Annotated in this window: 32 protein-coding genes, 1 tRNA gene and 2 pseudogenes; 28 read left to right on the plus strand and 7 right to left on the minus strand. The window is 60.0% G+C overall.

All coding sequences use genetic code 11. The features are described from left to right. The first annotated feature begins 17 nt into the window (after window positions 1-17). Together PMI03_RS27360 and PMI03_RS27365 are read left to right on the plus strand one after the other, a co-directional pair. Window positions 18-1469, plus strand: a complete 1452-nt coding sequence (locus PMI03_RS27360) for a DUF930 domain-containing protein (protein ID WP_007701623.1) — start codon at window positions 18-20, stop codon at window positions 1467-1469. Between the two features lie 135 nt (window positions 1470-1604). Next, complete coding sequence (locus PMI03_RS27365; RefSeq protein ID WP_007701626.1) at window positions 1605-2573, plus strand: DMT family transporter; 969 nt, start codon at window positions 1605-1607, stop codon at window positions 2571-2573. A 21-nt stretch (window positions 2574-2594) separates the two neighbouring features. Here the strand turns inward: PMI03_RS27365 and PMI03_RS32050 are convergent. Continuing rightward, window positions 2595-2759 (minus strand): annotated as a pseudogene (locus tag PMI03_RS32050) (hypothetical protein); the annotation flags it as partial. On the opposite strand from PMI03_RS32050, the pseudogene PMI03_RS32055 reads away from it, so the two are divergent. The 5 genes and pseudogenes from PMI03_RS32055 to PMI03_RS27385 form a co-directional block, all read left to right on the plus strand. Then, a pseudogene (locus PMI03_RS32055) lies at window positions 2698-3054 on the plus strand (AraC family ligand binding domain-containing protein); the annotation flags it as partial. The pseudogenes PMI03_RS32050 and PMI03_RS32055 overlap by 62 nt on opposite strands. A gap of 21 nt (window positions 3055-3075) precedes the next feature. Next, window positions 3076-3429, plus strand: coding sequence for a helix-turn-helix domain-containing protein (locus PMI03_RS32060; RefSeq protein ID WP_374189924.1), 354 nt, complete (start codon window positions 3076-3078; stop codon window positions 3427-3429). 83 nt (window positions 3430-3512) lie between these two features. Continuing rightward, entirely contained in the window at window positions 3513-4205 is a 693-nt protein-coding gene (locus PMI03_RS27375) for a B3/4 domain-containing protein (protein WP_007701633.1), read from the plus strand. Between the two features lie 149 nt (window positions 4206-4354). Then, window positions 4355-5584, plus strand: a complete 1230-nt coding sequence (locus tag PMI03_RS27380) for an MFS transporter (protein ID WP_039974782.1) — start codon at window positions 4355-4357, stop codon at window positions 5582-5584. 316 nt (window positions 5585-5900) lie between these two features. Next, complete coding sequence (locus PMI03_RS27385; RefSeq protein ID WP_007701638.1) at window positions 5901-6827, plus strand: LysR substrate-binding domain-containing protein; 927 nt, start codon at window positions 5901-5903, stop codon at window positions 6825-6827. 14 nt (window positions 6828-6841) lie between these two features. Here the strand turns inward: PMI03_RS27385 and PMI03_RS27390 are convergent, their stop codons facing one another. After that, a complete protein-coding gene (locus PMI03_RS27390) occupies window positions 6842-7234 on the minus strand; it encodes a GNAT family N-acetyltransferase (RefSeq protein ID WP_007701641.1) in 393 nt (130 codons plus the stop codon). 185 nt (window positions 7235-7419) lie between these two features. On the opposite strand from PMI03_RS27390, the gene PMI03_RS27395 reads away from it, so the two are divergent. From PMI03_RS27395 to PMI03_RS27410, 4 genes are all read left to right on the plus strand, one after another. After that, the gene (locus PMI03_RS27395; RefSeq protein WP_007701644.1) at window positions 7420-7773 is read left to right on the plus strand and encodes a DUF1428 domain-containing protein; all 354 of its coding nucleotides are present in this window, start codon (window positions 7420-7422) and stop codon (window positions 7771-7773) included. 85 nt (window positions 7774-7858) lie between these two features. Then, window positions 7859-8287, plus strand: coding sequence for a secondary thiamine-phosphate synthase enzyme YjbQ (locus PMI03_RS27400; protein WP_007701647.1), 429 nt, complete (start codon window positions 7859-7861; stop codon window positions 8285-8287). Between the two features lie 178 nt (window positions 8288-8465). Next, on the plus strand, window positions 8466-8771 hold the full coding sequence (locus PMI03_RS27405) for a hypothetical protein (protein ID WP_007701649.1): 306 nt from the start codon (window positions 8466-8468) through the stop codon (window positions 8769-8771). 283 nt (window positions 8772-9054) lie between these two features. Beyond that, a complete protein-coding gene (locus tag PMI03_RS27410) occupies window positions 9055-9390 on the plus strand; it encodes a hypothetical protein (protein ID WP_007701652.1) in 336 nt (111 codons plus the stop codon). 207 nt (window positions 9391-9597) lie between these two features. Here PMI03_RS27410 and PMI03_RS27415 read toward each other — a convergent pair whose 3' ends face one another. Next, window positions 9598-10341: an SIMPL domain-containing protein gene (locus PMI03_RS27415; protein WP_007701655.1), complete on the minus strand. Its 744-nt coding sequence runs from the start codon at window positions 10339-10341 to the stop codon at window positions 9598-9600. A 163-nt stretch (window positions 10342-10504) separates the two neighbouring features. Here PMI03_RS27415 and PMI03_RS27420 point away from each other — a divergent pair. After that, window positions 10505-10580: transfer RNA gene (locus PMI03_RS27420), tRNA-Ile, on the plus strand. Between the two features lie 115 nt (window positions 10581-10695). Then, the gene (locus tag PMI03_RS27425) at window positions 10696-11166 is read left to right on the plus strand and encodes an MEKHLA domain-containing protein (protein WP_007701658.1); all 471 of its coding nucleotides are present in this window, start codon (window positions 10696-10698) and stop codon (window positions 11164-11166) included. Between the two features lie 13 nt (window positions 11167-11179). Here PMI03_RS27425 and PMI03_RS27430 read toward each other — a convergent pair whose 3' ends face one another. From PMI03_RS27430 to PMI03_RS27440, 3 genes are all read right to left on the minus strand, one after another. Beyond that, complete coding sequence (locus tag PMI03_RS27430; protein ID WP_007701661.1) at window positions 11180-11566, minus strand: hypothetical protein; 387 nt, start codon at window positions 11564-11566, stop codon at window positions 11180-11182. After that, window positions 11563-11946, minus strand: coding sequence for a hypothetical protein (locus PMI03_RS27435; protein ID WP_007701665.1), 384 nt, complete (start codon window positions 11944-11946; stop codon window positions 11563-11565). The genes PMI03_RS27430 and PMI03_RS27435 overlap by 4 nt, the downstream gene beginning before the upstream one ends. 251 nt (window positions 11947-12197) lie before the next feature. Further along, window positions 12198-12986, minus strand: coding sequence for a LexA family transcriptional regulator (locus PMI03_RS27440; protein ID WP_007701668.1), 789 nt, complete (start codon window positions 12984-12986; stop codon window positions 12198-12200). 158 nt (window positions 12987-13144) lie between these two features. Between PMI03_RS27440 and PMI03_RS27445 the strand changes: the two genes are divergently transcribed. The 5 genes from PMI03_RS27445 (at window position 13145) to PMI03_RS27465 (ending at window position 15043) form a co-directional block, all read left to right on the plus strand. Further along, window positions 13145-13351, plus strand: coding sequence for a hypothetical protein (locus PMI03_RS27445; protein ID WP_007701671.1), 207 nt, complete (start codon window positions 13145-13147; stop codon window positions 13349-13351). Beyond that, window positions 13348-13545: a hypothetical protein gene (locus PMI03_RS27450; RefSeq protein WP_007701675.1), complete on the plus strand. Its 198-nt coding sequence runs from the start codon at window positions 13348-13350 to the stop codon at window positions 13543-13545. Before PMI03_RS27445 ends, PMI03_RS27450 begins: the two co-directional genes overlap by 4 nt. A gap of 99 nt (window positions 13546-13644) precedes the next feature. Further along, the gene (locus PMI03_RS27455; RefSeq protein ID WP_007701680.1) at window positions 13645-13929 is read left to right on the plus strand and encodes a hypothetical protein; all 285 of its coding nucleotides are present in this window, start codon (window positions 13645-13647) and stop codon (window positions 13927-13929) included. A gap of 57 nt (window positions 13930-13986) precedes the next feature. Then, complete coding sequence (locus PMI03_RS27460) at window positions 13987-14403, plus strand: hypothetical protein (protein WP_007701682.1); 417 nt, start codon at window positions 13987-13989, stop codon at window positions 14401-14403. Then, complete coding sequence (locus PMI03_RS27465; protein WP_007701683.1) at window positions 14378-15043, plus strand: DUF6362 family protein; 666 nt, start codon at window positions 14378-14380, stop codon at window positions 15041-15043. The genes PMI03_RS27460 and PMI03_RS27465 overlap by 26 nt, the downstream gene beginning before the upstream one ends. 40 nt (window positions 15044-15083) lie before the next feature. On the opposite strand, the gene PMI03_RS27470 is transcribed toward PMI03_RS27465, so the two are convergent. Continuing rightward, on the minus strand, window positions 15084-15887 hold the full coding sequence (locus PMI03_RS27470; protein WP_007701684.1) for a methyltransferase: 804 nt from the start codon (window positions 15885-15887) through the stop codon (window positions 15084-15086). A 291-nt stretch (window positions 15888-16178) separates the two neighbouring features. Here PMI03_RS27470 and PMI03_RS27480 point away from each other — a divergent pair, with 291 nt between their 5' ends. The 10 genes from PMI03_RS27480 to PMI03_RS27525 all read left to right on the plus strand — a co-directional run bounded on the left by PMI03_RS27480 (window position 16179) and on the right by PMI03_RS27525 (window position 23726). Continuing rightward, the gene (locus PMI03_RS27480) at window positions 16179-16526 is read left to right on the plus strand and encodes a hypothetical protein (RefSeq protein ID WP_007701692.1); all 348 of its coding nucleotides are present in this window, start codon (window positions 16179-16181) and stop codon (window positions 16524-16526) included. Beyond that, complete coding sequence (gene terL, locus PMI03_RS27485) at window positions 16483-17967, plus strand: phage terminase large subunit (RefSeq protein WP_174052038.1); 1485 nt, start codon at window positions 16483-16485, stop codon at window positions 17965-17967. Before PMI03_RS27480 ends, terL begins: the two co-directional genes overlap by 44 nt. A 49-nt stretch (window positions 17968-18016) precedes the next feature. Next, the gene (locus PMI03_RS27490) at window positions 18017-19417 is read left to right on the plus strand and encodes a DUF1073 domain-containing protein (RefSeq protein ID WP_007701699.1); all 1401 of its coding nucleotides are present in this window, start codon (window positions 18017-18019) and stop codon (window positions 19415-19417) included. A gap of 53 nt (window positions 19418-19470) precedes the next feature. After that, complete coding sequence (locus PMI03_RS27495) at window positions 19471-20604, plus strand: DUF2213 domain-containing protein (protein ID WP_007701702.1); 1134 nt, start codon at window positions 19471-19473, stop codon at window positions 20602-20604. 28 nt (window positions 20605-20632) lie between these two features. Then, window positions 20633-21103 carry a hypothetical protein gene (locus PMI03_RS27500; protein ID WP_007701704.1) on the plus strand — a complete coding sequence of 157 codons (471 nt, stop codon included), beginning with the start codon at window positions 20633-20635 and terminating at the stop codon, window positions 21101-21103. Between the two features lie 3 nt (window positions 21104-21106). Further along, window positions 21107-22078, plus strand: coding sequence for a DUF2184 domain-containing protein (locus PMI03_RS27505; protein ID WP_007701708.1), 972 nt, complete (start codon window positions 21107-21109; stop codon window positions 22076-22078). 71 nt (window positions 22079-22149) lie between these two features. Next, on the plus strand, window positions 22150-22647 hold the full coding sequence (locus PMI03_RS27510; protein ID WP_007701711.1) for a DnaT-like ssDNA-binding protein: 498 nt from the start codon (window positions 22150-22152) through the stop codon (window positions 22645-22647). Continuing rightward, window positions 22647-23063 (plus strand): hypothetical protein, encoded by a 417-nt coding sequence (locus tag PMI03_RS27515; protein ID WP_007701713.1) that lies wholly within the window; start codon window positions 22647-22649, stop codon window positions 23061-23063. Before PMI03_RS27510 ends, PMI03_RS27515 begins: the two co-directional genes overlap by 1 nt. Next, the gene (locus tag PMI03_RS27520; RefSeq protein ID WP_007701717.1) at window positions 23017-23256 is read left to right on the plus strand and encodes a hypothetical protein; all 240 of its coding nucleotides are present in this window, start codon (window positions 23017-23019) and stop codon (window positions 23254-23256) included. The genes PMI03_RS27515 and PMI03_RS27520 overlap by 47 nt, the downstream gene beginning before the upstream one ends. 38 nt (window positions 23257-23294) lie before the next feature. After that, window positions 23295-23726, plus strand: coding sequence for a phage tail terminator-like protein (locus PMI03_RS27525; RefSeq protein WP_007701720.1), 432 nt, complete (start codon window positions 23295-23297; stop codon window positions 23724-23726). Window position 23727 lies beyond the last annotated feature (1 nt).

A 23727-nucleotide genomic window follows, 5' to 3' on the forward strand; every position in this document is an offset into this window, starting at 1 on the left:
GAGCCGTTCGCTGAGCGATGGAACAGGCCGCGACAAAGCTGGATGAGAAGATCGGGCGGGGCTTTGTCCTGTCGATCCTCCTGCATGTCGCGCTGGCGGCCATTTTTCTGCTCCGGCCGTTGATGATGCCGCCGCAGGCGGCGCCGGAAGAGAATGTCAACGTCGAGCTTGTGCCGCAGCCGCAGGAGCAGCAGGAGAACGCGACAAAGCCGAAGGAGGCTTCCGGCCAGGTTCCGACGCCGACGCCCAAGCCGGACGAGAAGTCGCAACAGGCGGACGCGCAAAAGCAGCCGGAACAGAAATCCGGCGATCCCAAGGCGCAATCGGATCAGCAGGATAAGGCTGAGGCTGAAAAGGCGGCGCCTCCCGCCAGTAACCCAAGCTCCAATACACCTACGCCGAAGCCTGAACAGCAGGCCTCGACAGAGGAAAAACCCCTTCCGGACATGAAGGGGGAGGAGAAGGATCCCTCGACCACACAGCAGGCGGATGCCTCGGCTCAGGCAGATGAAGCACCGGCTGCGAACGATGGCCAAGTCGAAGAGCAAGCCGCAGCGTTGCCGGCTGCCAAGGACTCTGATGCGCAGACTGCGCAGGCCGATGCCGCATCGCCGGCCCAGGATACTGATCCGCAGCCGCAACAAACGCAGGCTACCCCACCTGCGTCCACCGAGCAGGCCAAGGCGGCTTCGCCGGTAGCCGACCCCAATTCACGCGACCCTGCCTCAATGCCGCAGCCGAAGCAGCTTACGACGGACCAACCTTCGGACGCACAGGTGGCTCAGCCGGAAGCTCCGGCGGCGGAGCAGGATGGCACAGACACGCAGGAGAAGGCGGCGGCGACATCTGATCCCGAGACGAAGCAGGCGAATGCCACCGATCCCGATCCGCAACAGCAGCCGTCATCCGCCGACAACAAGGTTGATCAGCAAATTACAGTGCCGACCGTTGCAGGTCCTCAATCGCAGCCACCGTCAAAGGAGCAGGCTGCGTCGGACAATAAAAGCAATCCGGCGACCGGGACGTCCTTCGCCACCGAGCCCGATGTCAAATCGCAACAGCAAGCCGCCAAGGGCAAGTCGGGTGGAGAGAAGGGGCAACAGATACAGGCCAAGAAACTCTATTCCGGTAGTGAAATGGCCAAGATGTCCAAAAGCGACTACGACGCCTGGAAGAAGCTGCCACGGCGTCAGCGCGTCCGATATCTTTGCAGGTCGGAACAGAAACTACAATTCGGTCATGATCTGAATGCGGTTGGCTTCTACAATTCCGCCGTGTCGCCGGCAATGCTTTCAGATACCGGTCTTTTTGGCAATGGCGAGGCAGTGCAAACACCTAAAGGCTGGCAGCAGGTCAAGTTCACATGCCAAGTCGACGCTGATGCCTTGAAGGTGGTCGCCTTTTCACATGCCGTTGTTGGGCGCATTCCCCAAAGCCAAGCTGAGAAACTTGGCTTGCCTGAATACTAACACTCCAAACAACACCGGCCCCATCGCTTTGAAATAATAGTTTATTTCAGCGCCAATCGAAATTCGGCCCATTTCATCATACAATTGCTCGCAGCTACGCGATTCAATTTCCCTCCCTTTGCATTGCTCAATCCGATGACATCGATCACTGCCGATTCCAAATCCTTGGCCGCCGGCCATTCCACGCTTCGCGGTGTCCTGGTGGCATTCGCGTCCTATGCCGTCTTTGCCTTCAGCGATGCGTCGATCAAGATGCTGTATGGGACGCTGCCGTCCTATCAGGTGGCCTTCATCGGCGCGCTTTTCGGCTTCGCCGCCGTGCCGTTCCTGAAGAGGCGTGACGATAATTGGGTGGATATGGTCAGAACATCGAACCGTCCTCTCTGGATACTGCGTTTTGCCTGCGGTGCTACCGGCGCCATATGCTCGATCGTTGCCTTTACCAAGCTGTCGATGGCGGAGGCATTTGCGCTGCTGTTCCTGCTGCCGTCCTTCGTCACCATTCTTTCGGTCGTCTTCCTGAAGGAAGACGTGCGCTGGCAGCGCTGGACGGCGGTGATCCTCGGTTTTATCGGCGTGCTCATCGTGCTGCGGCCGGGTTTTCGCGAGCTTTCGATCGGTCACCTCTGCGCAGCGATCGGCGGCCTGGCGGCCGCAATCGGGATCGTCATCAATCGGGCGCTTGGGGCGAAGGAAAAGAGAATTTCGCTTTACGGCGCAGGCCTGTTCGGCACGCTCATCGTCAGCGGTCTTCTGATGTTGTCCGAGGTGTCGATGCCGACGGCCTGGCAATGGCTGTTCCTGGCGAGCTATGGGCTGCTTGGTGCGGTCGGCAACGTGCTGTTGATGACTGCGGCGCGCATGGTGCCGGCCAACCTCGTCGCGCCGCCTCAATATAGCCAGATGATCTGGGCAATCGGCTTCGGCTATCTTCTGTTCAACGACGATATCGACCTGCCGATGGCGTTGGGCATCGCGCTGATCATTTTCTCCGGTCTGCTGACGCTGGCGCGTGAGCGCAAGCGCGGCACGCCTCTGCCCACGGCCGTCACCGCCAATACGCAGGCGGCGTTGGCGACCGCGCAGGAGAGGTCTGAGACGTGACATATGCCTCGCCGACAGCTTTCAGCAGGGTTGAAGGGTGGGGCACATGAAGACCGGCCAGTTCAGGATGTTCCGCTCCCGCGTCGCGGGCATCAGGGCCGTGAAAGCCGAAACGGGATATAGCTTTCCCAAGCATACGCATGACCAGTTCGGTATCGGCGTCATCGAGTCCGGCGCGCATGCGTCACTGAGCGGGCGCGGATTGGTGCGGGCGGAGGCGGGAGATGTCATCTGCTTCAATCCGAATGAAGTACATGACGGCATGCCCATCGGCGAAAGCCGGGCCTGGACGATGCTTCATTTCGATCCGTCGGTGATCGGCGATCTGCTGAACGATATCAGCGAGGGTGGGATTGGAGGCGCGGAGTTTCCGGCGCCTGTCATCCGTAGCCGCGAGATGGCGGCATACTTCAGAGCTTTGTTTCCACTCCTGGTCGGCAATTCTGAGTCACAGAACGCGCTGCTGCGGGATGGGCTGCTGTTATCGCTCGTCGCAGCCGTCATGGGCGAGGGCACGCCGGCGTCGTGCGATATTGCCATTCCCGCCGCTATCCGTCGCGCTCGCGATCTGATCGAGGACGATCCTTCAGCTCCTCTAACGCTTGCCGAACTCGCTGATACCTGCGGGCTGAGCCATTTCCAGTTCCTGCGGGCATTCACCAAGGCGACGGGGCTCACTCCCCATGCCTATCTCTTGCAGCGTCGTATCCACGAAGCGCGGCGGCTGATCGCGGTGGGCACGCCATTGGCCGAGGCGGCTTTTGCCAGCGGCTTTGCGGATCAAAGCCACATGACGCGCCTCTTCGTGCGTAATTTCGGCATATCGCCGGGCGTCTATGCGGCAGCTGCCGGCTAGATCCATGCAATTTTGTTCAAGACCCGGCGATGACGACCGGCTCTTTTACGGCGGCAAATCAGAACCGCGTAGAAGGAAAAACCATGCATTTCCGCCATTCGAACGAGATGTGGAGCGAATTCCCCGATCTGGTCCCCGGTGTGCTCTTTGTCGAAGGTATCACGGCGGAAGCCGCCGTCACGGATCCTGTCGCAAAGTTCCATGCCATTGCCGCGGAACGGCTGGCGGCGGATTCGGAGGGCGAGATGCCAGAGATCCAGGCCTGGCGGCGCACCTTTTCGAAGATGGGGTTGAAGCCGACGCAGTATCGTTGCGCCTCCGAGGCGCTGCTGCGCCGTTTCCGTCAGGAAAATTCGCTGCCGCAGCTGCATCCGTTGGTCGATCTCTGCAACGCCATCTCCATCGCGTTTGCCATTCCCATCGCCGTTTTCGATCTGGTGAAGATTTCGGGCGATCTCGAGGTCAGGCATGCGATAGGACGTGAGACCTATCTGACGTTCTCCGGCGAGACGGAGCATCCGGAGCCGCGTGAAGTGATTTTCGCCGATAGCAACGATCGGGCGCATGCGCGGCGCTGGACCAACCGGCAAAGCGGTCTTTCCGCCGTTCGCGAGGATACGCGATCAGTGTTGATCGTTGCTGAGGCGATGCATGAGGCAGCTGGTCGTGATGTGCCGAAGCTGATTGAGACCATTGCTGCGGAACTTGCCGCCGTCTGGGCAATCAAAGCAAAGACCGCGCTCCTCAGCCGCTCTTCACCACGTTTTGATCTCTAGCCTTACGTCTTTTTGCGGCAAACGACGGATCGAGACAAAAACGCGGTTGACAATTGTTGTGTTCGGGCAGAGCAGGGAACTCAACTCATTATCTCATATTTCCCATGAAGATGGTTCCGTTCCCTGTGCGCGGAACCGAAGAAAGACCCATGGACACCTTGCAGAGCCAAGACCGGACCAGTGCGCTCGGTCATCCCGGATACCGTTCCTTCGCCGCCTCCCGCGTCTTCTCCTCCATCGGCTTCCAGTCCGTTACCGTTGCCATGGGCTGGATGATCTACGATCAGACCCATAGCGCTTTCTACCTGGGCCTGGTTGGCCTTTGCCAATTCCTGCCGATGGTGGTGCTGACCTTCATCGTCGGGCATGTGGCTGACCGGTTCGACCGGCGGCGCATCGGCCTTGCCTGTCAGTTGATCGAGGCGTTGACGGCGCTGGTACTGGCTGTGGCCGTTTGGCAGCATTGGATCGGCCCCCACGGCATTCTCGCCGCTGTTGCGGTCATGGGCGCTGCCACCGCCTTCGAACGCCCGACGATGGCGGCGCTGCTACCGAACATCGTGCCGCCCTCGATGCTGCAAGTGGCGATCGCCACCTCGACCTCGATGATGCAGACGGCCTTCATCATCGGCCCGTCGCTTGGCGGCCTGCTATACGGGGTCAGCCCGGTCGCGCCTTTCCTTGTGTCGGCGGTGCTGTATGTGATTGCCAGCATCAATGTCATTTCCATCCGCGTCGAGCGGCAGCAGCCATCCTCGCGCGAGCCGGTGACGCTGAGCTCGGTCTTTGCCGGCGTTTCCTTTATCAAGAGCCGGCCGGTGATGATGGGCACCATCTCGCTCGATCTCTTCGCGGTTCTGCTCGGCGGCGCTACGGCGCTGTTGCCGATGTTCGCGCGCGATATCCTCCATGCCGGCCCCTGGGGGCTTGGCCTGCTGCGCGCAGCGCCCGCCATCGGCGCGCTCGTCATGTCGATCTGGCTGGTGCGGCGGCCGCTGCAGAGCGACGTCGGCAAAAAGATGCTGATCGCCGTCTTCATCTTCGGCGTCGCGACCGTCGTTTTCGCGCTCTCGACCAACATCGTCCTTTCCGTCCTAGCGCTACTCGTCGTGGGAGCGTCTGATACGGTCAGCGTCGTCGTGCGGAGCTCGCTGGTGCAACTCCTGACGCCGGATATTATGCGTGGCCGCGTCAATGCGGTGAACTCGCTGTTCATTGGCACGTCCAACCAACTCGGCGAATTCGAATCCGGCATGCTCGCCAGCGCTTTTGGTCCCGTACTCACCGGGATTATCGGCGGCGTTGGCACCATTGCCGTCGTGCTGCTCTGGACGCGGATCTTCCCGGATTTGACCAAGGTCAAGACACTCAATGGGTGAGGCGCAATCCGACACGACGAGTGGTCTCACAGGCTCATTGGTCATCCGGGATATGACCCAGTCTGATATCTCGTTTGAGATGGTGGCTGAGACTTAGGGCATTCTTGCGTGCTGCTTTGTCCTCGGGGCGAGATTTCCGCATGCATCGAAGCGCTTGCAGTAGTTGATCGATCCGTTTTTGGGCGATCCGCCGCCCAGAAAATCCATGAGCATTTCTCATCTGTGGCACACCTTATGGTTCTTTAGTTAAAAGGGATGCGCCTGAAAATTTGCCGCGTATAATGAAGCCTTCGCCGGTGATACATGAAGGTTTTTCATGGGTAAGAGGCCGCTTCCACCATTGACCGTCTTGCAGGCATTCTGCGCCATCGTTGAAACCGGTGGCTTCGGGCGCGCGGCCGAGCGGATAGGGCTGACGCAGACCGCGATCAGTCATCAGCTTTCCCAGCTCGAGGGCTGGATCGGCGGCAGGCTTTTTGATCGTGGCCGATCGGGCGCAAGCCTGACGCCGCTCGGCGCGCGTCTGCACCCGTCAATCGCGGAAACGGTCTCTCAATTGGAGAAGGCGCTCTATCAGGCGCGGGCGAGTGTGGCGGTCCGCACCTTGGGATTGTCGGTGACGCCGGAATTTTCGAGCCAGTGGCTGGCGTCGCGCCTTCCGGACTTTTGCCAGCGCTATCCCGACATCGAGTTGAAGATGGCCGTCGGCTATCAGAGGCCGGACTTCGGGCCTGGTGGTGTCGATCTCGCCATCTGGCTTGGGCGGGCTGATGCGGAGCTTGTGCTGGAGGAGTTGCTGCACGATCAGGAAATTGTCGTCAGCTCGCCAGGCCTTTCCAAGCAATTGCCGAATCGCAATGCGATTAGGGCAGCACCCCTGCTACGCTACGCCGGTATGCGGCATACGGTGCTGGATTGGCAGCGCTGGTATGAGCAGGTGACCAACCATGACGAGGATGGCGATGTCTCGAGTTTCGATATCGGCCAAGCGGTGGAGGCCGGGCCGTTGTTCGAATCCTTCGCAGATATGCTCAAGGCCTGCCGGGACGGCCTCGGCTTTGCACTGGTGCGCAGTTCGCTTGTTGCGGAAGACATAGCGGATGGAAAACTGGTGCGTTGCTTCGTGGAGGTTCAGCCGGCGGCCGTCAGCTATAATCTGGTCTATCCGCCCAATGCCCTACAAAATCCATCCGCGGCGCTGTTTCGCAATTGGTTGATATCTCAGGCCAACGAGGTAGGTTGAGAGAGTGATCGCCATCAATCGCGTAGCTTGATCAAGCCTGCATCGGTCGCCCTAAAACCCAGGTTTCGATAGAAACCGGTAAGATGCGGTTCGAAATCGACATGCAGCCACTCCGCGCCGCGTTCGCGCGCAACCTGCGTTGCTATTTCGACAAGGCTGCTTGCTATTCCCCGCCGGCGGAATTTGGGGGAGACGCAGGTGTCGAGAATGAAGGCATGGATGCCGCCATCCCAGGCTACATTGACAAAACCGACCAAACGCTCTCCGGCAAATGCGCCGATATGAGCGAGACTTCGCGACAGGATCGGCGCGAAATCCCGTCTGGCGGGTTCGTTCCAAGCCGCGACCCACAGGGCGTTGAGCGCCTCGTTGTCGGGATAGGGATCGGTCCTGAATTCAACCGTCATAACCATTTCCCGTTGCTGATTGTTGGTGAAGCCTTGATCCCAAGCTTATCCGCAAGGTCAGAGGATGCAACAGTCGCATACGACTGATGACCTCGGAGCAATCGGAATGGAAAAGTGCATCACATGTCGGATCGCGCTATCATCGATCGTCCTTTGCAAGTGAGAACAGAACAGAGGAGACCGATATGCCCTATGTGGATGGTTTTATTCTTGCCGTGCCGAAAGACAAGATCGAGGCCTACAAGGCACTGGCACACACAGCTGGCGAGGTCTGGATGGAGCATGGCGCGCTCAGCTACGTCGAGGCGATCGGGGATGACGTGCCCTATGGTGAGCTAACGTCGTTTCCGCGCGCCGTCCTGGCCACGGCGGACGAACTCGTGATTTTTTCGTGGATTACCTATGAGAACCGCCAGCATCGTGATGCTGTACTGGAAAAGGTCATGGCTGATCCGCGAATGAAAGATGGCATGGAAAACATGCCCTTCGATGGCAAACGCATGATCTACGGCGGCTTCGATATCTTTCTGCAGATCTAGTCTGCCGCCGGCTGGGCGGGCTTGACTTTGCAGCCGTTGCGGCCGACCTCAAGCGCTCCATCGTTATCACTATCGGAAAGATATCATGCCACAAACCGTCATCACGCTGTCGACGCATGGCCAGGGACTTTACGAGTTCACGGAGCAGGCGGCAGATTTCGTTCGTGCGGCGAGTTCAGGCGCGGGCGAGGGGCTGCTGACTGTCTTTGTCCGCCATACCTCCTGCTCACTGCTCATCCAGGAGAATGCCGATCCGGATGTGAGGACCGATCTCAATGCCTTCTTCCGCCGCCTCGTGCCGCCATCGTCCGATCCCTCGATGCGATGGATCGTGCATACGACGGAGGGGCCGGACGATATGCCGGCGCATATCAAGGCGGCGTTGACGCAGGTGTCGATCGGCATTCCCGTGACGCGTGGACGACTGGCGCTCGGCACCTGGCAGGGCATTTATCTCTTCGAACATCGCGACCGGCCGCACCGCCGCGACATCGTGCTGCATCTTTCCGCCTGAGGCGGTGGATATCGGTGTCAATCCTTTGTTAACGCTCCTGAATACATTGTGAATGGCCAGTTCGCGTTCGGTTCAGCTTGGCTGACCTAACGTGTCTCCAATCCCAAGGGCATCGGACCACTTGATGGAGCCGGATTTCGGGATTGCAACGATTCAAGGACTTGAAGGAGAAACACCCATGATCAGCCTCTTTGCAAAGGCAGGCATCGCCGCCCTCATCACGCTCGGCGCCATCTCCGCCACGGCAGCGACCGCATCGGCCAACGATTTTTCGGCCGGCGTCCATCAGGCACGTTACGATCACCATCGCGGCCGCGCGTGCTCGCCGATAGCGGCCGTCCAGAAGGCTCGCGCCATGGGCCTGCGTCGCGCCCATATCGGCAACATCACACCGCGCCGTGTCGTCGTCGACGGCTTTAGCCGCCGCGGTCCGGACCGCATCGTCTTCGCCAACGCGCCGGGTTGCCCGTTGATCCGTCGCTAAGCTCGGAAAGCTAGGGGTAGCGTAACCGTTTACGGGCGATCTTCCGCCGCTTCTATACAATTCCAAGCTTAGTAAAGTCGTCCTCATGAAAGAGGACGGCTTTTATTTTTCCGCCTTCCGGCGAATCTGCCTCTGGAATCGGGTTTGTCTTCGTTGTACCTGAATAGGGCATGAGCGGTTGATTCTGGACTTGTTCAGTGTCGGGCCGTTACTCCTCAGGCGCTCACTCGGGAGATGCGGCAAGCATGTTGAGGGAGCAGCCTTTCACTCCATGGAGGATACAATGAAAAAAATACTGGCAAAATTTGCCGTCGCCGCCGCCATCGCGGTGACCGCGCTGTCGGGCACGGTCGAAATCGCCTCTGCCCAGGGACTGGATATTTATGTCGGCCCCGGTCGCCATCGGCCGCCACCGCCGGATTATGACAACCCGCGCTTCGATCGTCGTCGCGGCTGCGATCCACGGGAAGCCATGGATGTCGCCCGCAGCTACGGCCTGCGCCGTGCTCGCGTGGTCGACGTGACACCGCGCCGCGTTATCGTTGACGGCTTCACGCGCCGTGGCCCGGACACGATGATGTTCGCCAATGTTCGCGGTTGCCCAATGATCGGCCGCTGATAAGGTTGACGGGTGCGTCTAGCGTCCGGTGGCTAACAGTTTACGCTTTCGCTTTATCGGCGGGGGCCGCGAACCGCCCTTTGCTCGGTCTCATCGGACTTGAGCGAAGGGCGGTTTTGTTTTGTGGCTAGAGCGTGGACCGCGCTAGCCTATTGTTTTGACGCAGTTCCGGACGGAAAACCGCGCCGCCCTTTTCCTGGAATTGCTCTATTGCTGGATCGCGTAGGTGATGCTCACCGACGCATTGTAGGTATTCTCGCCGCTTGCCACCGGCACTGAGCTATCGGCAGATGCCTTGGCCATGGCCTGGCGCATGTAAGGCTGCGGTGGGGCCATGATGGCGCCCTCGCTGATCGAAATAACGCGGCCGAGCTTGACGCCGGCTGCCTCGCTCAGCGTCTTTGCCTTGGCCGCTGCGTCAGCCACGGCGTTCTTGCGGGCTTCCTCGAGCGCGGTATCCGGTTTGTCGTTGGTGAACTGGATATCACCGCCCTGGTTGATGCCGAGCTTGACGACCTGGTCGAGGAGGGTGCCGAGCTTGGAGAGATCACGCACGCGCACCGTCAGGCCATTGTTCACCTGATAGCCGGTCAGCGTCGGCGGCTGTGACTGGCCGTCCTTGTCGTTGGGATAGACATATTGCGGCTGGATCGAAAAGCCTGAGGTTTGCAGATCGCGCTCGGCAATGCCGCTGTTCTTCAGCGTCGCGAGCACCGCGCCCATCGCCTTGTTGTTCTGGTCGAGTGCATCCTGGGCGGCCTTCTCCTGCTTGACGACCGAGAGCGTCACGATTGCCATGTCCGGCGCAATTGCCGAATGCCCTTCGCCGGTAACCGTGATGATCGCCTCGCGCGGCTTGGCGTCTTCGGCGAGTGCCTGGGCGGCAGGCACGAGGAGCGTCGCGCTGAACAGAGCGGCAAGAATAAAATCTCTGGTTTTCGTCATCGGCATGGTTCGTTCCTTGGTTGGTGTTTCCTCAGTATTCGTTTTTGCTGATTGATTGTGAAGGTATTGCGGCAGTCCCTTGTGGGAAAAGAAGAATTGGGTTAGAGCCAGATCGGCTTCCGGGGGACCATTGCTCCGGAACTGCATGCACGATCACTTTCGTCGTGCCGGGCCTGTAGCTCAATGGTTAGAGCCGGCGGCTCATAACCGCTTGGTTGGGGGTTCGAGTCCCTCCGGGCCCACCATTTCCCCAAATCTACAAAACCGAACCAATCACAAGCTCCAGCGAGTGATTTCGTTTGATTTCCGGTGTCTTGTGCTTAGAAAAAAGCAGGCAACGGCTCGATAGGAAAGACGTCGATGGCGGACAGTTCCGGACACAATTCTTCAGACTTGTCGCTTGATCGCGAGTTCTTCGATCTGCTTGTTGGAAGTTATGCTCGTATTGTCGGTGCGCCCCTCGTAGATCAAGGGCGCGGGCCGGAATGGCTTTATCAGGATGCCCCGTTCGTGGTCGTGGCGCATAGCACGGATCCCGATCCGCGGTTTGTCTACGCGAATAGAGCCGGCCAGACTTGTTTCGAATATCCGTGGGATGAATTCGTGACCCTGCCGTCGCGCCTATCCGCGGAGCTTCCCAACCGGGCGGAGCGTCAGCAATTGCTGGATGCGGTTACACGCAACGGCTTTATTGCCGATTATCGTGGGCTGCGGATTGCAAAGTCGGGTCGTCGCTTCTGGATTGAGGATGGCATCGTCTGGCAGCTCATCGACCGGGATGGACATCGGCGAGGGCAGGCAGCGACGTTCTCGAGATGGAGAGACGCCTAAGCCGGCGTGAATGTCACGCCACCGGCTCCAATACCTCTTCCCGTTTGATCTTATGAAACATGTCGTTATCCGTCTCCATGGACTGTTCGTATTCATAGGCGAACAGTTCGGCAGCGTGACGGCCGGGGAGAGTTTGGTCATTTTCGATCACGGCGGCGATGCGTTGGAACAGCTCGGCCTCGAAGGTGCCTGTCTTTGCAACCGGACTTGGTCGCGCTAACCGGGCTCCACCATCCAATCGGATCGCCGAGACGTAAAACTCGCCGTCATAGCCGTCACCGGCCGATGTCAATTCGGCACGGCCATAGAGGAGCAGGCCTGATTCCCAGCGATCGCAGAGATTGATGGTGAGCTCATCGAATGAGTATTCGCAGGAGAAGACATGGTTGGGTGTCATCATGCCGCCATCCGCGTTGCCGATGCGGATGATTGGGCGGTCAGGCGCTCGATCTCCGCCATGAGCGTTGTTCGATCCTTCGCGATCGACATTCCGAATGGTCGGGCATCGATGCGCAGCAATTCCAGCTTCAAGCCTGTCAGTCGCTCGGCACGATGCTGATCTTCGGTCTTGGTCGCGTCGGTTGCCTGCTCCCGCGCCCAGATCCAGGCCGTCGCCAGAGAGTGGGCGAACCATCTGCGCCTGCCGGCTGCCGTTCGTGGCCGGCGTAGCCGCGTATCGCGGTGGTAGAGTGTCCAGGCAATGATCATGACGTCTGACTTCGCTGGCATGAAGCGCGCACCCTTCGTTTGCGTGTCCACCCACTGGGGCACGACGTTCATATTCGCCCGATCTCCGATCCGGTTTCGCAGACTTCATGCAAGATTTTGAAACTTGCATGGGCTCATTCCGTCTCGGGCGATTGGCTCGCGAGAAGAGAGATGTCATGAGACACGATCTATGTCAACATAATATGTGTTAATCACTCGGATATGGACATATTTTATGTTTATTGGTTTCGACATTGAATGTCTTGTCTGCATGGGGGTGACAAGTTTGCCGAGATGGATGACTTGAGGGGAGGCAGTCGATCTTATTTACGCGCGATATGTCCGCAGATGCGCCCGATGATCGTTAGCCGCTCCAACTCCACCGTAAAGGTTTCCAGTGCCGGGTTGTCGGAGATGATCTTGACCTGGCTGGGTTGGGTGAACGGGATGCGCTGAAGGCGTTTGATCTGTGGCTCGGAATAGCCGTCGCTGATAGCGTAGACTGTATCCGTCACCATCAGGTTCTGCGAGAGATCGACGATGACGCGGTCACCGGGCATGTAGGTGGGCTGCATGGAATCGCCAATCACTTCCATGATGATGGTATGATTCGGCGAGGCCTTTGCTTCATTGCGCAGGTAACCCACGGGAATCACCCATTCCGCAATGATCTTGTGGCCGGCGACATTGCCGGCCCCAACGGGCAGATTGATGACTTCGCCGACAATGCCGCTGCCTGCGCCGAGCTTGACATCCACCTCCGGCGTCGCTCCCTCGATCTTCGATTGCCAGTGCTCCCGGCTGTAGCTGACGTTCTCGCCGTCCTCGGCAAAACCTTCATTATATTGTTCATCGGGGTCGAAGGAGGTGACCATGCGTGGCCCTGACCGCTCTACTTTGCGTGGGCCTTCGCCAGTCAGAAGATAGCCGGCGGTAGTGCCGAACTTCTTGGCGTAGCGATCGGCGATTTCGGGACCGAATTCGTTCTGTCCGTTTTCGTGTGCGCGATAGGTGGACAAGCTGACACCTAGCGCCTCCGCCGCTTTTGTTGCCGAGGAGTAATTTGCGGCTTCGCGCGCCGCCTTCAGTCGTTCGCCCATGGATTTCTGCATGATCAGACACTCGCAAAATAATTAACATAAATCATGTTGACATCGACATTAATAACAACATAATTTGTGTCCATCAAGATGCCTGCGGAGAAAATCGCCGCAAGGCTGACGTGCCGGGGCGGGTGTCGCCCCGCAATAGTGGTTTTAGGAGCGGTCGCATGGTCTCGATCAAGAAAGGCAAAAGGCTGGGTTTCAGTCCATTCTATTTCGACTTCTTCTGGGGATGCCCAGGCTGCAGGCGGGCCTTGTCGATTGCCGGGGTGATCGAGCGGCACTGTGAAGCCTGCGAGGAGCATGTCGAGCCGGTGGAAATGTCCGATCGCAGTTTGCCCGGTTGCCAACAGGGTGCGGAGACAATCGCATGAGTGAGATCGTTCAGGGTTTTCTTGCGTGCATCGGGGCGGCGCTGTTTTTCGTCTGTGTGCTTGCGGCTGTGGCGCCGATCATGTCGTCGCCGAGACATGCAGGCGAGGGCGGCGAGGTCAGCGGTGCGCCGGAGGGTGATCAGGTTCATTTCCGGGCGGCTGAGGATGTTTCTCAGCGCGGAGCGAGCCTGTGACAGGGTCATTGCCGTAGCGCGGCCACTGCTGCCAAGCGGCTGAATTGCTTAAAAAAGTCAATCCAAATAACTGGCCGGGGGCGGCCAGAGGAGGTTTCTATGAATGAATTTCAGATCGGAACGGAAGCGGTCGCCGGCGGTCATCTCGGCTGGATCCGTAAGGTTCACCGGGCCGCCAACGAGGTCCTGAAGGACAACCGCGGCGAACCGATCGTCTTTCTGACCGAGGATGCAGCCAAGGCGGCCGCCGGCGAAGCGATCGTTGCCTACCTCAACACGCCAATGCTGCGTGATGGGGCGAGGGTAGAGAGAATGTCGAAGGCGGAAGCCCTGTTCAAGCCGAGGCGTCCCTCTGCGGAAGCCCAAAAGGGGAAGGTCGCATGATCGAACCGATGCCGCTGACTGCTTTGAATTTTCCTTGTTAAGGGAGGGAATGCGCCCATGACCAAAGGCAGGCTCGACACTCTTCTTGACGGCCTCGGCATCAAGCTGGTTCCGGTCCATCGCCGTCGCGCACCGGCGCAAAGCCATGCGCGTGGCACCATGCAGGAAATCCGGGGGCAACATGGCGACGGTCATCTCGTCTTTGTCCTGCGCTGCATTCGCCAGACCGGCAACAATCGCGATGAACTCTGGTCGGACACGATCGGTGCGGTCTCCGATATCCTTGTGCAGCGCCAGGATTGGGCATTGCAGCGGCCCGGCGATCTGCTGTCCGCCTTTGACGATATTGCGCTTGGGGTGTTGCGGACGGACGCCGTGGCGCGGCGGCCCTGGCCGGTGCGCGCGACGCTTCGGATTTTGATCTATCGGGAACTGGAGAGACGACTTGATGTACCAGAACGCCTTGCAGTTTAACGATCTTTCTCAACATGCGGCCGAGGTTGCGGATTTGAGCCTGATCGTTCGCGCTCGTTTCGTCGAGGCCGCCGACACGATGGTTCATCTCGACGTGCGAGGCGTGCGCCCGGATCGGATGCGTAGTCTTTGGCCGGATGTTCTTCCTGAGTCGGGGGACCATGCGGATATTCGTGTCCGCTATCGCCCGAGCGCCGCGGCTATCAGCCGTGCGGAGGAGGTGCTGCAGGGCTGGTTGTTGACCCATGTCCGGGACGAGGAACGCCGTATCCTGCTGTCCCGATGGTCGGTTTGCCTCGCCGCGCCATATGTTGCCGGCTCCTTCCGCGAGTTCTGCGCAAAGACAGGGCGGGTGCGGCGAACGGCGGAACGGTGGATTCAGGCGGAGTTTCAGGCCGTGGCCAAGACTTTGCTCGCGGTTTCGCCCGCATTGCAGGAACCCGATTGGTCACGCGTAGCGCCGATGATGCCGCATTCGGCCGGAAGCCTAGAGCGGGCGAAGATGCCTGCTGCGAAGCACGAGACATACTGGTTGCCGGATGATGCAAAGCCGGTGTTCGATGCGGCCAGCCCGGAGCTGGCGGCACTGGCGAAACGCTTGGAGCGAGAAAACAGGCGACGCGCAAAGATGAAAGCCTAACTCGTAAGAATGGCCCTGGTTCGAACCCAGGGCTTTTTCGTTAAGGCAAGCCCCTATCGTTTTGGTCGTGTCGCGGCGGTTTTTTCTGAAACGCAAACACTCCGTTTGGCTTTGAGCTTCCTGCCGTGTCACCAAAGTCCGTCACGGCATATTCCGCTAGCAAGCGCAGCCGCGAACGCGGCAGGTGGGCGCGCCACGGATCTCCGATCAGAATGTCGATGCCTCGCTCCAGGCAACGGTCGAGAAAGATCGTAACGCGCTCGGCAAGTGCCGCTTCATAAAAGAGATCGCCGACACAGACGATATCCGCGGCAGGTGGCTCGCCGGTTGTCAGATCGGCAAGGACAGGTAGAATCGTCACTCCGTTGAGAGCGGCATTCAGCTCTATGGCAGCGATGGCATAAGGATCGACGTCGGCTGCGATCACCTTGATTGCCCCCGCCTTTGCGGCGGCAATGCCGACAATGCCGGAGCCGGCACCGAGATCGAGCACACGGCGGCCGGCGACGACATCAGGTCGGTCGAGAAGATACCGCGCCAGCACCAGACCTCCACCCCAATAATGTGCCCAATAGGGTGAGCCGAATGCATCGTCCCGCTCGGCGAGCAGCCGTAGGCCGCTTTGAGGTCCGGCTTTGTGCAGGCGGATCTCAGGAATCGATGGAACCGGCAGAACGGGAAGATGGGCGGCAATGAAAGTCCGCGCTGCGTCGATCGTGGCTACGGCTTGCGCCGCTTCCTCCGGTTTGTCACCGCTGTCGATAGGCTCCCCTTCGCGCAACGGTATCGTGCGGATATGGGAGAGATCCTGATCGGGTTGAGGCCCATCCTGTTTCTTGGTCATTCGTTTGTCTGATGCTAACGCCGTTTCAACGGAAAAGGAGAGTATTCTTGCGCTGATCGTCGGACGAGAGAATGCAATATTCCAATGTAATTTCAAATAATTATCTGGCTGTAGATCAAAGATTTCTCAATCCTTGCAGCCGTCTTCGCGATCAAGGGTGTCGCCAACAGCGCCGAATTGGGGTACTCATTTATGCATGATGAGAACAGTTGCAGCGACGCACTGTTGACCGCAAGCGGCTCTCTTTCAGCCGCTTGTTTCCTTTCAACGTTCCATCGGAAATCACACAGCATGTCCACAGCCGACAAGCCCGTCGCGCCGCGCAAGCCGCGTGCCCGACGGCGCAAAACCGTGTCCGCCGGCGATACGCCGCTCGACTATATGCTGAAAGTCATGCGCGACGACGAGGCGGATCAGAAACGACGGGATGAAATGGCGAAGATCGCCGCATCCTATGTTCACCAGAAGCCGAGTGAACGCCCGGGCAATGGAGCCAAAGGCGGACAAAGTTTTACGATCGACTTAACCAACGCCACGGATGAGCAGCTTGCGACACTCGAATCCCTCTTCGGTCCGCTTGCCGGGCCCGGCGGCGATGATGGCGGCGATCCGCGAGGAGAAAGCGAAGCGGAAGGCTGATGCCGAGCGGGTTGAGCTTGCCCGGCGGATTGCAGCGGATGCCGAGAGGATTCGGGAGCGATGTCAGCCGCTCGCCGGTTTCGTCCGCGAGGCCTGGCATGTGGTCGAGCCTTCTGTCGATTATGTTCATGGCTGGCACATCGATGCCATCTGCCGACATCTCGAGGCGGTAACGTCAGGCGAGATCACGCGGCTGCTGATCAATGTGCCGCCGGGAACGATGAAGTCGCTTCTCTGTGGCGTCTTCTGGCCGGCCTGGGAATGGGGGCCGAGGAATAGGCCGGAGCTGCGTTATCTCGGCTCATCCTATTCCGAGCACTATGCCAAGCGTGACAACAGGCGCATGCGCGATCTTGTTGCCTCGGAATGGTATCAGACACTCTGGGGCGACCGGGTGAAGCTGACGCGGTCGGGCGAAATGGCCTTTGCCAATACACGCACCGGCTTTCGTCAGGGCGTGCCGTTTTCAAGGCTGACGGGCGGGCGCGGCGACCGGGTCATCATCGACGACCCGCATTCCGTCGACGGTGCGGAATCCGAAGCGGAACGGTTGTCTACCATCCGTACCTTTCGCGAGTCCGTGCCGACGCGGCTCAACGATCCGCAGCGTTCGGCGATCGTCGTCGTCATGCAGCGGCTGCACGAGGCTGATGTCTCCGGCACGATCCTGGCGCTTGGGCTTGGCTACGAGCATCTGATGCTGCCGATGGAGTTCGAGCCTGAACGTTGTTGCCGGACATCGATCGGATTTACAGATCCCCGAACGGAAGAGGGCGAGTTGCTCTTTCCCGAGCGATTTCCGCGTGCTGTCGTTGAGCGAGACAAGGTGCCGCTCGGTTCCTATGCCGTTGCTGGCCAGTTTCAGCAGCGGCCATCGCCGCGCTCTGGTGGATTGTTCCAGCGTGGTGATTTCGAGATCGTCGATGCTGTTCCAGCGGGAGCCAAACGCTGCCGTGCCTGGGATTTCGCAGCGTCTAAAGCGCGTCCGGGCCGCCAGCCGGACTGGACAGTCGGCCTGCGTATGGCCGAAGCCGATGGCATCTTCTTTGTCGAGACCATAGCTCGCGGTCGTTGGTCGCCGGCGGAGGTCGAACGCAATCTGAAGAACATGGCGACACAGGACGGGCCGACGGTGATGATCCGCATGCCGCAGGATCCGGGCGCTGCCGGCAAGGCCGATGCGGAGACCAAGATCAAGCTGCTGGCCGGATTTCCCATCAGGGTCTTGTCTATCACCGGTGACAAGGCGACACGCGCCAAGCCGGCGTCTGCACAGGCAGAGGCTGGGAATGTCAAATTGCTGCGCGGCGAGTGGAACGAGGCATTTCTCGATGAGATCTGCGCTTTCCCGAATGCGCAGTTTGACGACCAGGTGGATGCTTTTGCCGATGCGCTGAACGAGCTGGCTCTGGGCTCCTCCTTCAGCTTCAAGAATTTCTAGGCCCTGCAGATACGGGTCTCTCCTTCACAGACATGCCAAAGGACAATCCATGGGACACGTACTCTCGATGGTTCGCGATGGGCTGGTGAGCCTTGCGTCTCGCATGGGGACGGAGCGCGACAAGGCGGCGTCGGTCTTCTATACCCAACCGATCCTGACCGACGAACAGATCATCGCCGCCTATCGCGGCTCCTGGCTGCCGCGCAAGATCGTCGATATTCCGGCGCTGGATAGCTGCCGCAAATGGCGCAACTGGCAGGCCGAAGGCGATCAGATCGGCTCGATTGAGGCTGAAGAGCGCCGGCTGAATCTCCGCGGCAAGGTGCTGGAGGCATCCAAGAAGGCGCGACTCTTCGGCGGTGCGGCTTTGTTCATCGGTGTCACCGATGCCGATCCCTCGCGGCCGCTCGATATCGAGCGTGTTAGCAAAGGTGGGCTGAAGCATCTGACCGTCTTGACGCGTCGCCAACTTGCCGCTGGAGAGATCGAGCGCGATCCCACTTCGGAATGGTATGGCAAGCCGAAGTTCTACACGCTGACGGGCGCAAGCGGAGCGCAGGTCGCCATCCATCCGTCTCGACTGGTGATCTTCAATGGCGCCATGGCGCCGGACGAGGATTTCGGCGGCGAGCTGGGGCAGGGCAGTCATGGCTGGGGCGAGAGCGTGCTCACCGCCACCCTGGATGCCATCAAGAATGCCGACAGTACGGCTGCCAATATCGCCAGCCTCGTCTTCGAGGCAAAGATCGACATTATCAAGGTGCCGCAGTTCTCGGCCAATATCGGCAACCAGGCCTATGAGGATGCCGTGCTGCGCCGCTATTCGCTCGCCAACACCATCAAGGGCGTCAACGGCACGCTGATCCTCGACGCCGAGGAGGAATACGACAGCAAGAGTGCCCCGCTTTCGGGGCTGACAGATATCCTCATGGCCTTCCTGCAGATCGTCTCAGGTGCCGCCGATATTCCGGTCACCCGTCTGCTCGGCCAATCTCCGGCTGGTCTCAATGCTACTGGCGATGCCGACATGAAGAACTATCACGATCGGATTCAGGCAATCCAGGAGCTCGACTTCACGCCCGCCATGTCGCGCCTTGATGAGTGCCTCATTCGCTCCGCCACCGGCGGTCGCGATCCGAATATCTACGCTTTCTGGGCGCCGCTAGAGCAGATGAGTGAGAAGGACAAGGCCGATATTTTCAAGACCAAGGCCGATGCGGCACGCGCCTTGTTCGGGTCCGCTGCCGGCGAGGAGATCATTCCGCGCCAGGCGCTGTCTGAGGCACTGGTGAATACGTTGGTCGAGGACGGATCGCTGCCGGGGCTGGAGGCGGCAATCGCTGCGTTCGGAGGATCAGTTCAAGCCGATCAGCCAGAGCTTGCCTCGGTGGAAACTCCACGAGGGAATGCTGCATCTGAGGCATCCGCGCCTGATGCAACCTCTTTATAAGCGGAAGACATATCCATCAACCAAAGTCGGCTTCGACCAAGGGATATCCAATCATGAACTTCACAGACATTGTCACCGTCGCGGGAACGCGACGGACGGGGGACGGCTATCTTGTCGCTGATGCCCGGGTCGCCCGTACGGGTATTCAAAACTATCTTGGCGCGGAGATCGGCAGGCCGGAGATGCGTACCGTGCGCGTCTATCGGCCCGGCACGGAAGTGTTTTCCGAGGACACGCTGAAGAGTGCGGCTCACCGGCCGGTGACAAATGAGCATCCGCCGGAAATGGTCACCTCGGAGAACTGGAAGAAGTATTCCGTCGGGCAGACCGGCGATGAGATCGCCGGCGAGGGCATCTTCATTCGCGTGCCGCTGATGGTCAGCGACGAGGCGGCGATCCAGGATATCGAGAGCGGCAAGCAGGAGCTTTCTGCCGGCTATGTCTGCGATCTCGATTTCACCGCGGGCGTGACATCCGCCGGTGAGGCCTATGACGCCGTCCAGAAGAATATTCGCATCAATCATATTGCCATTGTGCGCCGTGGCCGAGCGGGATCGAAAGTCCGCATCGGCGATGCCGCTGCACCGTGGGGCTGCGCTCCTCTCGCAGCCCCACGCCCCATTTCCGATCAGCATGAAAACAAGGAAGGGATGATGCCCGCAGGGACAAATACCGTCGATGGCATTGGGATCGAAATCGGCGATCAGGTCTCGGAGCTTGTCGCGGAACTCCAGCGACAGCTTGCCGATGCCAAGGCCCAGATCACGGCGACCGATGCCGCCTATCAGAAGGCGATCGCTGTCCGTGATGCCGAGCTGGATACGCTTAAGGCGAGCCTCGTGAGCGATGTCGAGATCGAACGGCGAGCCGAGGCTCGCGCCGATCTCATCGGGCTCGCCAGGGCAATCGTCGTCGATGTGAAGACCACGGGACTTTCGGATGCGGCGATCCGCAAGGCGGTCGTCGTCGCCAAGATCGGCGAAAGTGCGGTTAAAGGCAGATCTGAAGCCTATATCGATGCGCGCTTCGACATGCTCGCCGACGCGATCCGCGAAACGCCGGATCTCTTCGTTGCCGCCGTCAGGGACGGCATCACGATGCCGCAGACGATGTCCGCGGCCTTCAGCGCCTATGCAGCCATGGTGCGCGACCTGCAGTCCGCGCACCAGCCGGCCAATCCCGTTTAACCAGGTCAACGAAAAAGGAGACGCTTCAATGGCGACTTATCAGACCACCTATGGAAACGCTCCTCAGAAGGGCCTGCACGGGCAGATCGCTTCCGAGGAAAAATCCAACAAGATCAGCCGCACGGTGGAAAATGCCGCCGGCATCAAGTTCGGTCAGCCGGCGCAGCGCGGTCTCGCCGATCATGGCGTGGCGCCCTTTGCCGCCGGCGGCAAGTTCCTCGGCATCGCCGTACTGACGCCGACCGTATTGCCCGGTGCTTCGCAGATCGACGGCTATGCGCAGTTCGTCACCGGCGCCTTCCTGACCTCCGGCCAGATGTATGTGCGGGCGGGCGGCACGGTCGCTGACGGCGATGCCGTCTACTACAACCCGACCGCCAATGCCTACGTCAACGCGGCCGGCACCGGCATCGTCGGTCCCATTCCCGATTGTTTCTTCGACACGAGCGGTGGGAACGGCGACATCGTCGAAATCTCGCTCAAGCACAGGAGCGCCTAATCCATGAACCAGTTCGTTCGACAGCATTTCGCCGACGCGCAGGCGGCCTATTCCTTCGTCATTGCGCAGGGCCGCAATATCGAGACGCGCATCTACCAGCGTCGCTATCCGACCTTCAATTACGGACTGCATGTGCCCGTCGTCACCGAGGGCAATGAATGGGCGACCGGTACGACTTTCTTTACTGTCGACAGCGCAGGCGAAGCGAAGTTTCTTTCCGGCGCCGGCACGGACATGCCCTTCAACCAGTCGACGCGCGATAGCGCCAGCCATGACTTCGCAATGATCGGCTCCGGTTGGGAATGGAACCTCGAGGAGGTCAACCAGGCCGCGCTCTACAATCTCGATCTCAACGCCTCCAACGCCATCTTTGCTGCCGACAAGATCGAACGCCTGCTGAATTCCGTCGCCATGGTCGGTGCTGCCGAGAAGGGCTGGACCGGTTTCGTCAACGATCCGAACGTGTCGCGCGTCGATGTCGCCGCCGATGGCGCCAGTTCCTCGACCCACTGGTCGGCCAAGACGGCGGATCAGATTCTGCGCGATGTCAACGATCTGATCGGTGGCGTGCGCTCGAGCACCGGAGAAGTGGAATGGGTGGATAGCCTGCGTCTGCCGCCAGAAGCTTTCCGTCTGATCGCCACCAAGCGACTTGCCGATACCGATGGCTACATCAGCGTTCTGGAATTCCTGCGCCGAGGCAATGTCTATACCGCCGAAACCGGCCAGCCGCTGGATATCCAGCCGCTGCGCGAGCTTGCGACCGCATCCCAGGATGGCGGCGGCCGCATGGTGGTCTATCGCCGCGATCCGGAGGTGCTGCGCTTCCATCTACCGATGCCGCGTCGCGTGCTGCAGCCGCGCCAGAAGTCGATCATGAGCTTCGAGACCGGCATCATCGCCCGCACCGGCGGCACGGAAGTGCGTCTGCCGGCCGCCATGGCCTATGGCGACGAGATCACGGCGGCAGTGTGAGTTTGGCGTCCTCCCTTCGTTTCGGCGGAGGGAGGAGCGTCCGCCTTCTTCATTGATAGACTGGAGCTCTCATGCCCGCAGCTTTCTACGGCACGCTCGCCGCTGCCGATCTCTATTTTGCCGATCGAGGCAATGTGGCCTGGGCCGCGGTTGGTGAAAACGATCGCATGGCTGCGCTGGTGCGCGGGTCGCAGGTCGTGGATGGCCTCTACGAGCCGCGCTTCCCCGGTCTTCGTACTGGGAGCTATGAACAGCCACTGTCCTGGCCGCGCAGGGCGGCTGTGACGGCAAATGGCGAGGCGATCCCCGACGATGCCGTGCCGCTGCCGGTGACCTATGCCGCCTATGAGGTTGCCGTGGTCGAACTCATCGATCCCGGCAGCCTGACTCCCGTTGTCAGGGCGGCACAGACCGTCAAGCGCGAGAAGGTCGGGCCGCTGGAGACGGAGTATGCCGCTGCCGGCTCTCTCGACGACAACATCGCCGCCGCAAGACCGGTACTGACCATGCTCGACGGTCTGCTTTATCCCTTCCTGCGTCCGGTTCTGCCGGGCATTCTGGTGGTGTGATGGCTGGTTTTGACTACGAGAAAACCCGCGCGACGGCGGAGCGGCTGATTGCCAGGTTCGGCCAGCAGGGCCAACTCCGGCGCATTGCATCTTCCGGCCCGGACTACGACCCCGTGCAGACGAGCGAGGACTTCGCCTGCATGCTGGTCGATCTCGATTACGCCCAAGCGCATGTCGGTGACACGCTGATCCAGCGCGGCGACCGGATGGTCTATCTCTCGACCGCTGGGCTCTCGATCGTGCCGGTACTTTCCGACAGATTGCTGATCGGTGGTGTCGAGTACCCGGCTGCTGGCCGAAACTGTCATCGAACGAACCCCGGATGCCAGCGGCGCGCTGGTGAATTCGTTTCAGGTTTCCGGTTCCGCAATGCCGGTTGTCAACGCCGGAGCATCCTCCGGCGATGCATCGGGTGATTCCGATGCCGAGGCGGTCAATCCGGCGAGCCTTAGCGTGCCGCTCGGCGGCATGATCTATATGGGCTTTACCGCGCCCTATGCGGCCGAGGTCGAATATGGCCGTGATGGCGAGGCGGGGCACGGCATGGTGCGCCGCGCCGCGCAGGAATGGCGCGACATCGTCGGGCAGGCCGTCCGCGAGACGACCTGATAACCTTGGACTTTCAACATCATAGATATGGGTGACGCATGGCGACGGCGACGGACGCAATTATTCTGGCGGCGCTACTGGACCATCTGGCGGCGCTGAGCTTTACCCCGCCGCTGCCGGTGGCGCAGCCCGGCATTGCCTTTCCGCCCGCAGGGCAAAGTAAGCCGGATAACTATCTGGCTGTCAACTTCATCCCCAGCCAGCCGCGGCAGGTGACGCTGGGTGACGATCCGCAGCAGAAGCGCGGGCTTTTGCAGGTTTCCGTCTATTGGAAGGCCGGCGGCGGGCTGATCAAGCCGCTCGATGCCGCCGGCCTGGTGATCGACCATTTCAACAACAAGACGCTGTTTGCCTCTGGCGTGAAGATCACGATCAGCGGCGAGCCGTGGGCCGCAGGCCCGATCCAAGAGGATGACCGGGTGCAAATACCGGTCACCGTTCCCTACACCGCCTTTGAACCGGAGAGATGAT

Origin of the sequence: Rhizobium sp. AP16, from assembly GCF_000281735.1 — a bacterium.
In the GTDB taxonomy this organism is placed as follows: domain Bacteria; phylum Pseudomonadota; class Alphaproteobacteria; order Rhizobiales; family Rhizobiaceae; genus Rhizobium; species Rhizobium rhizogenes.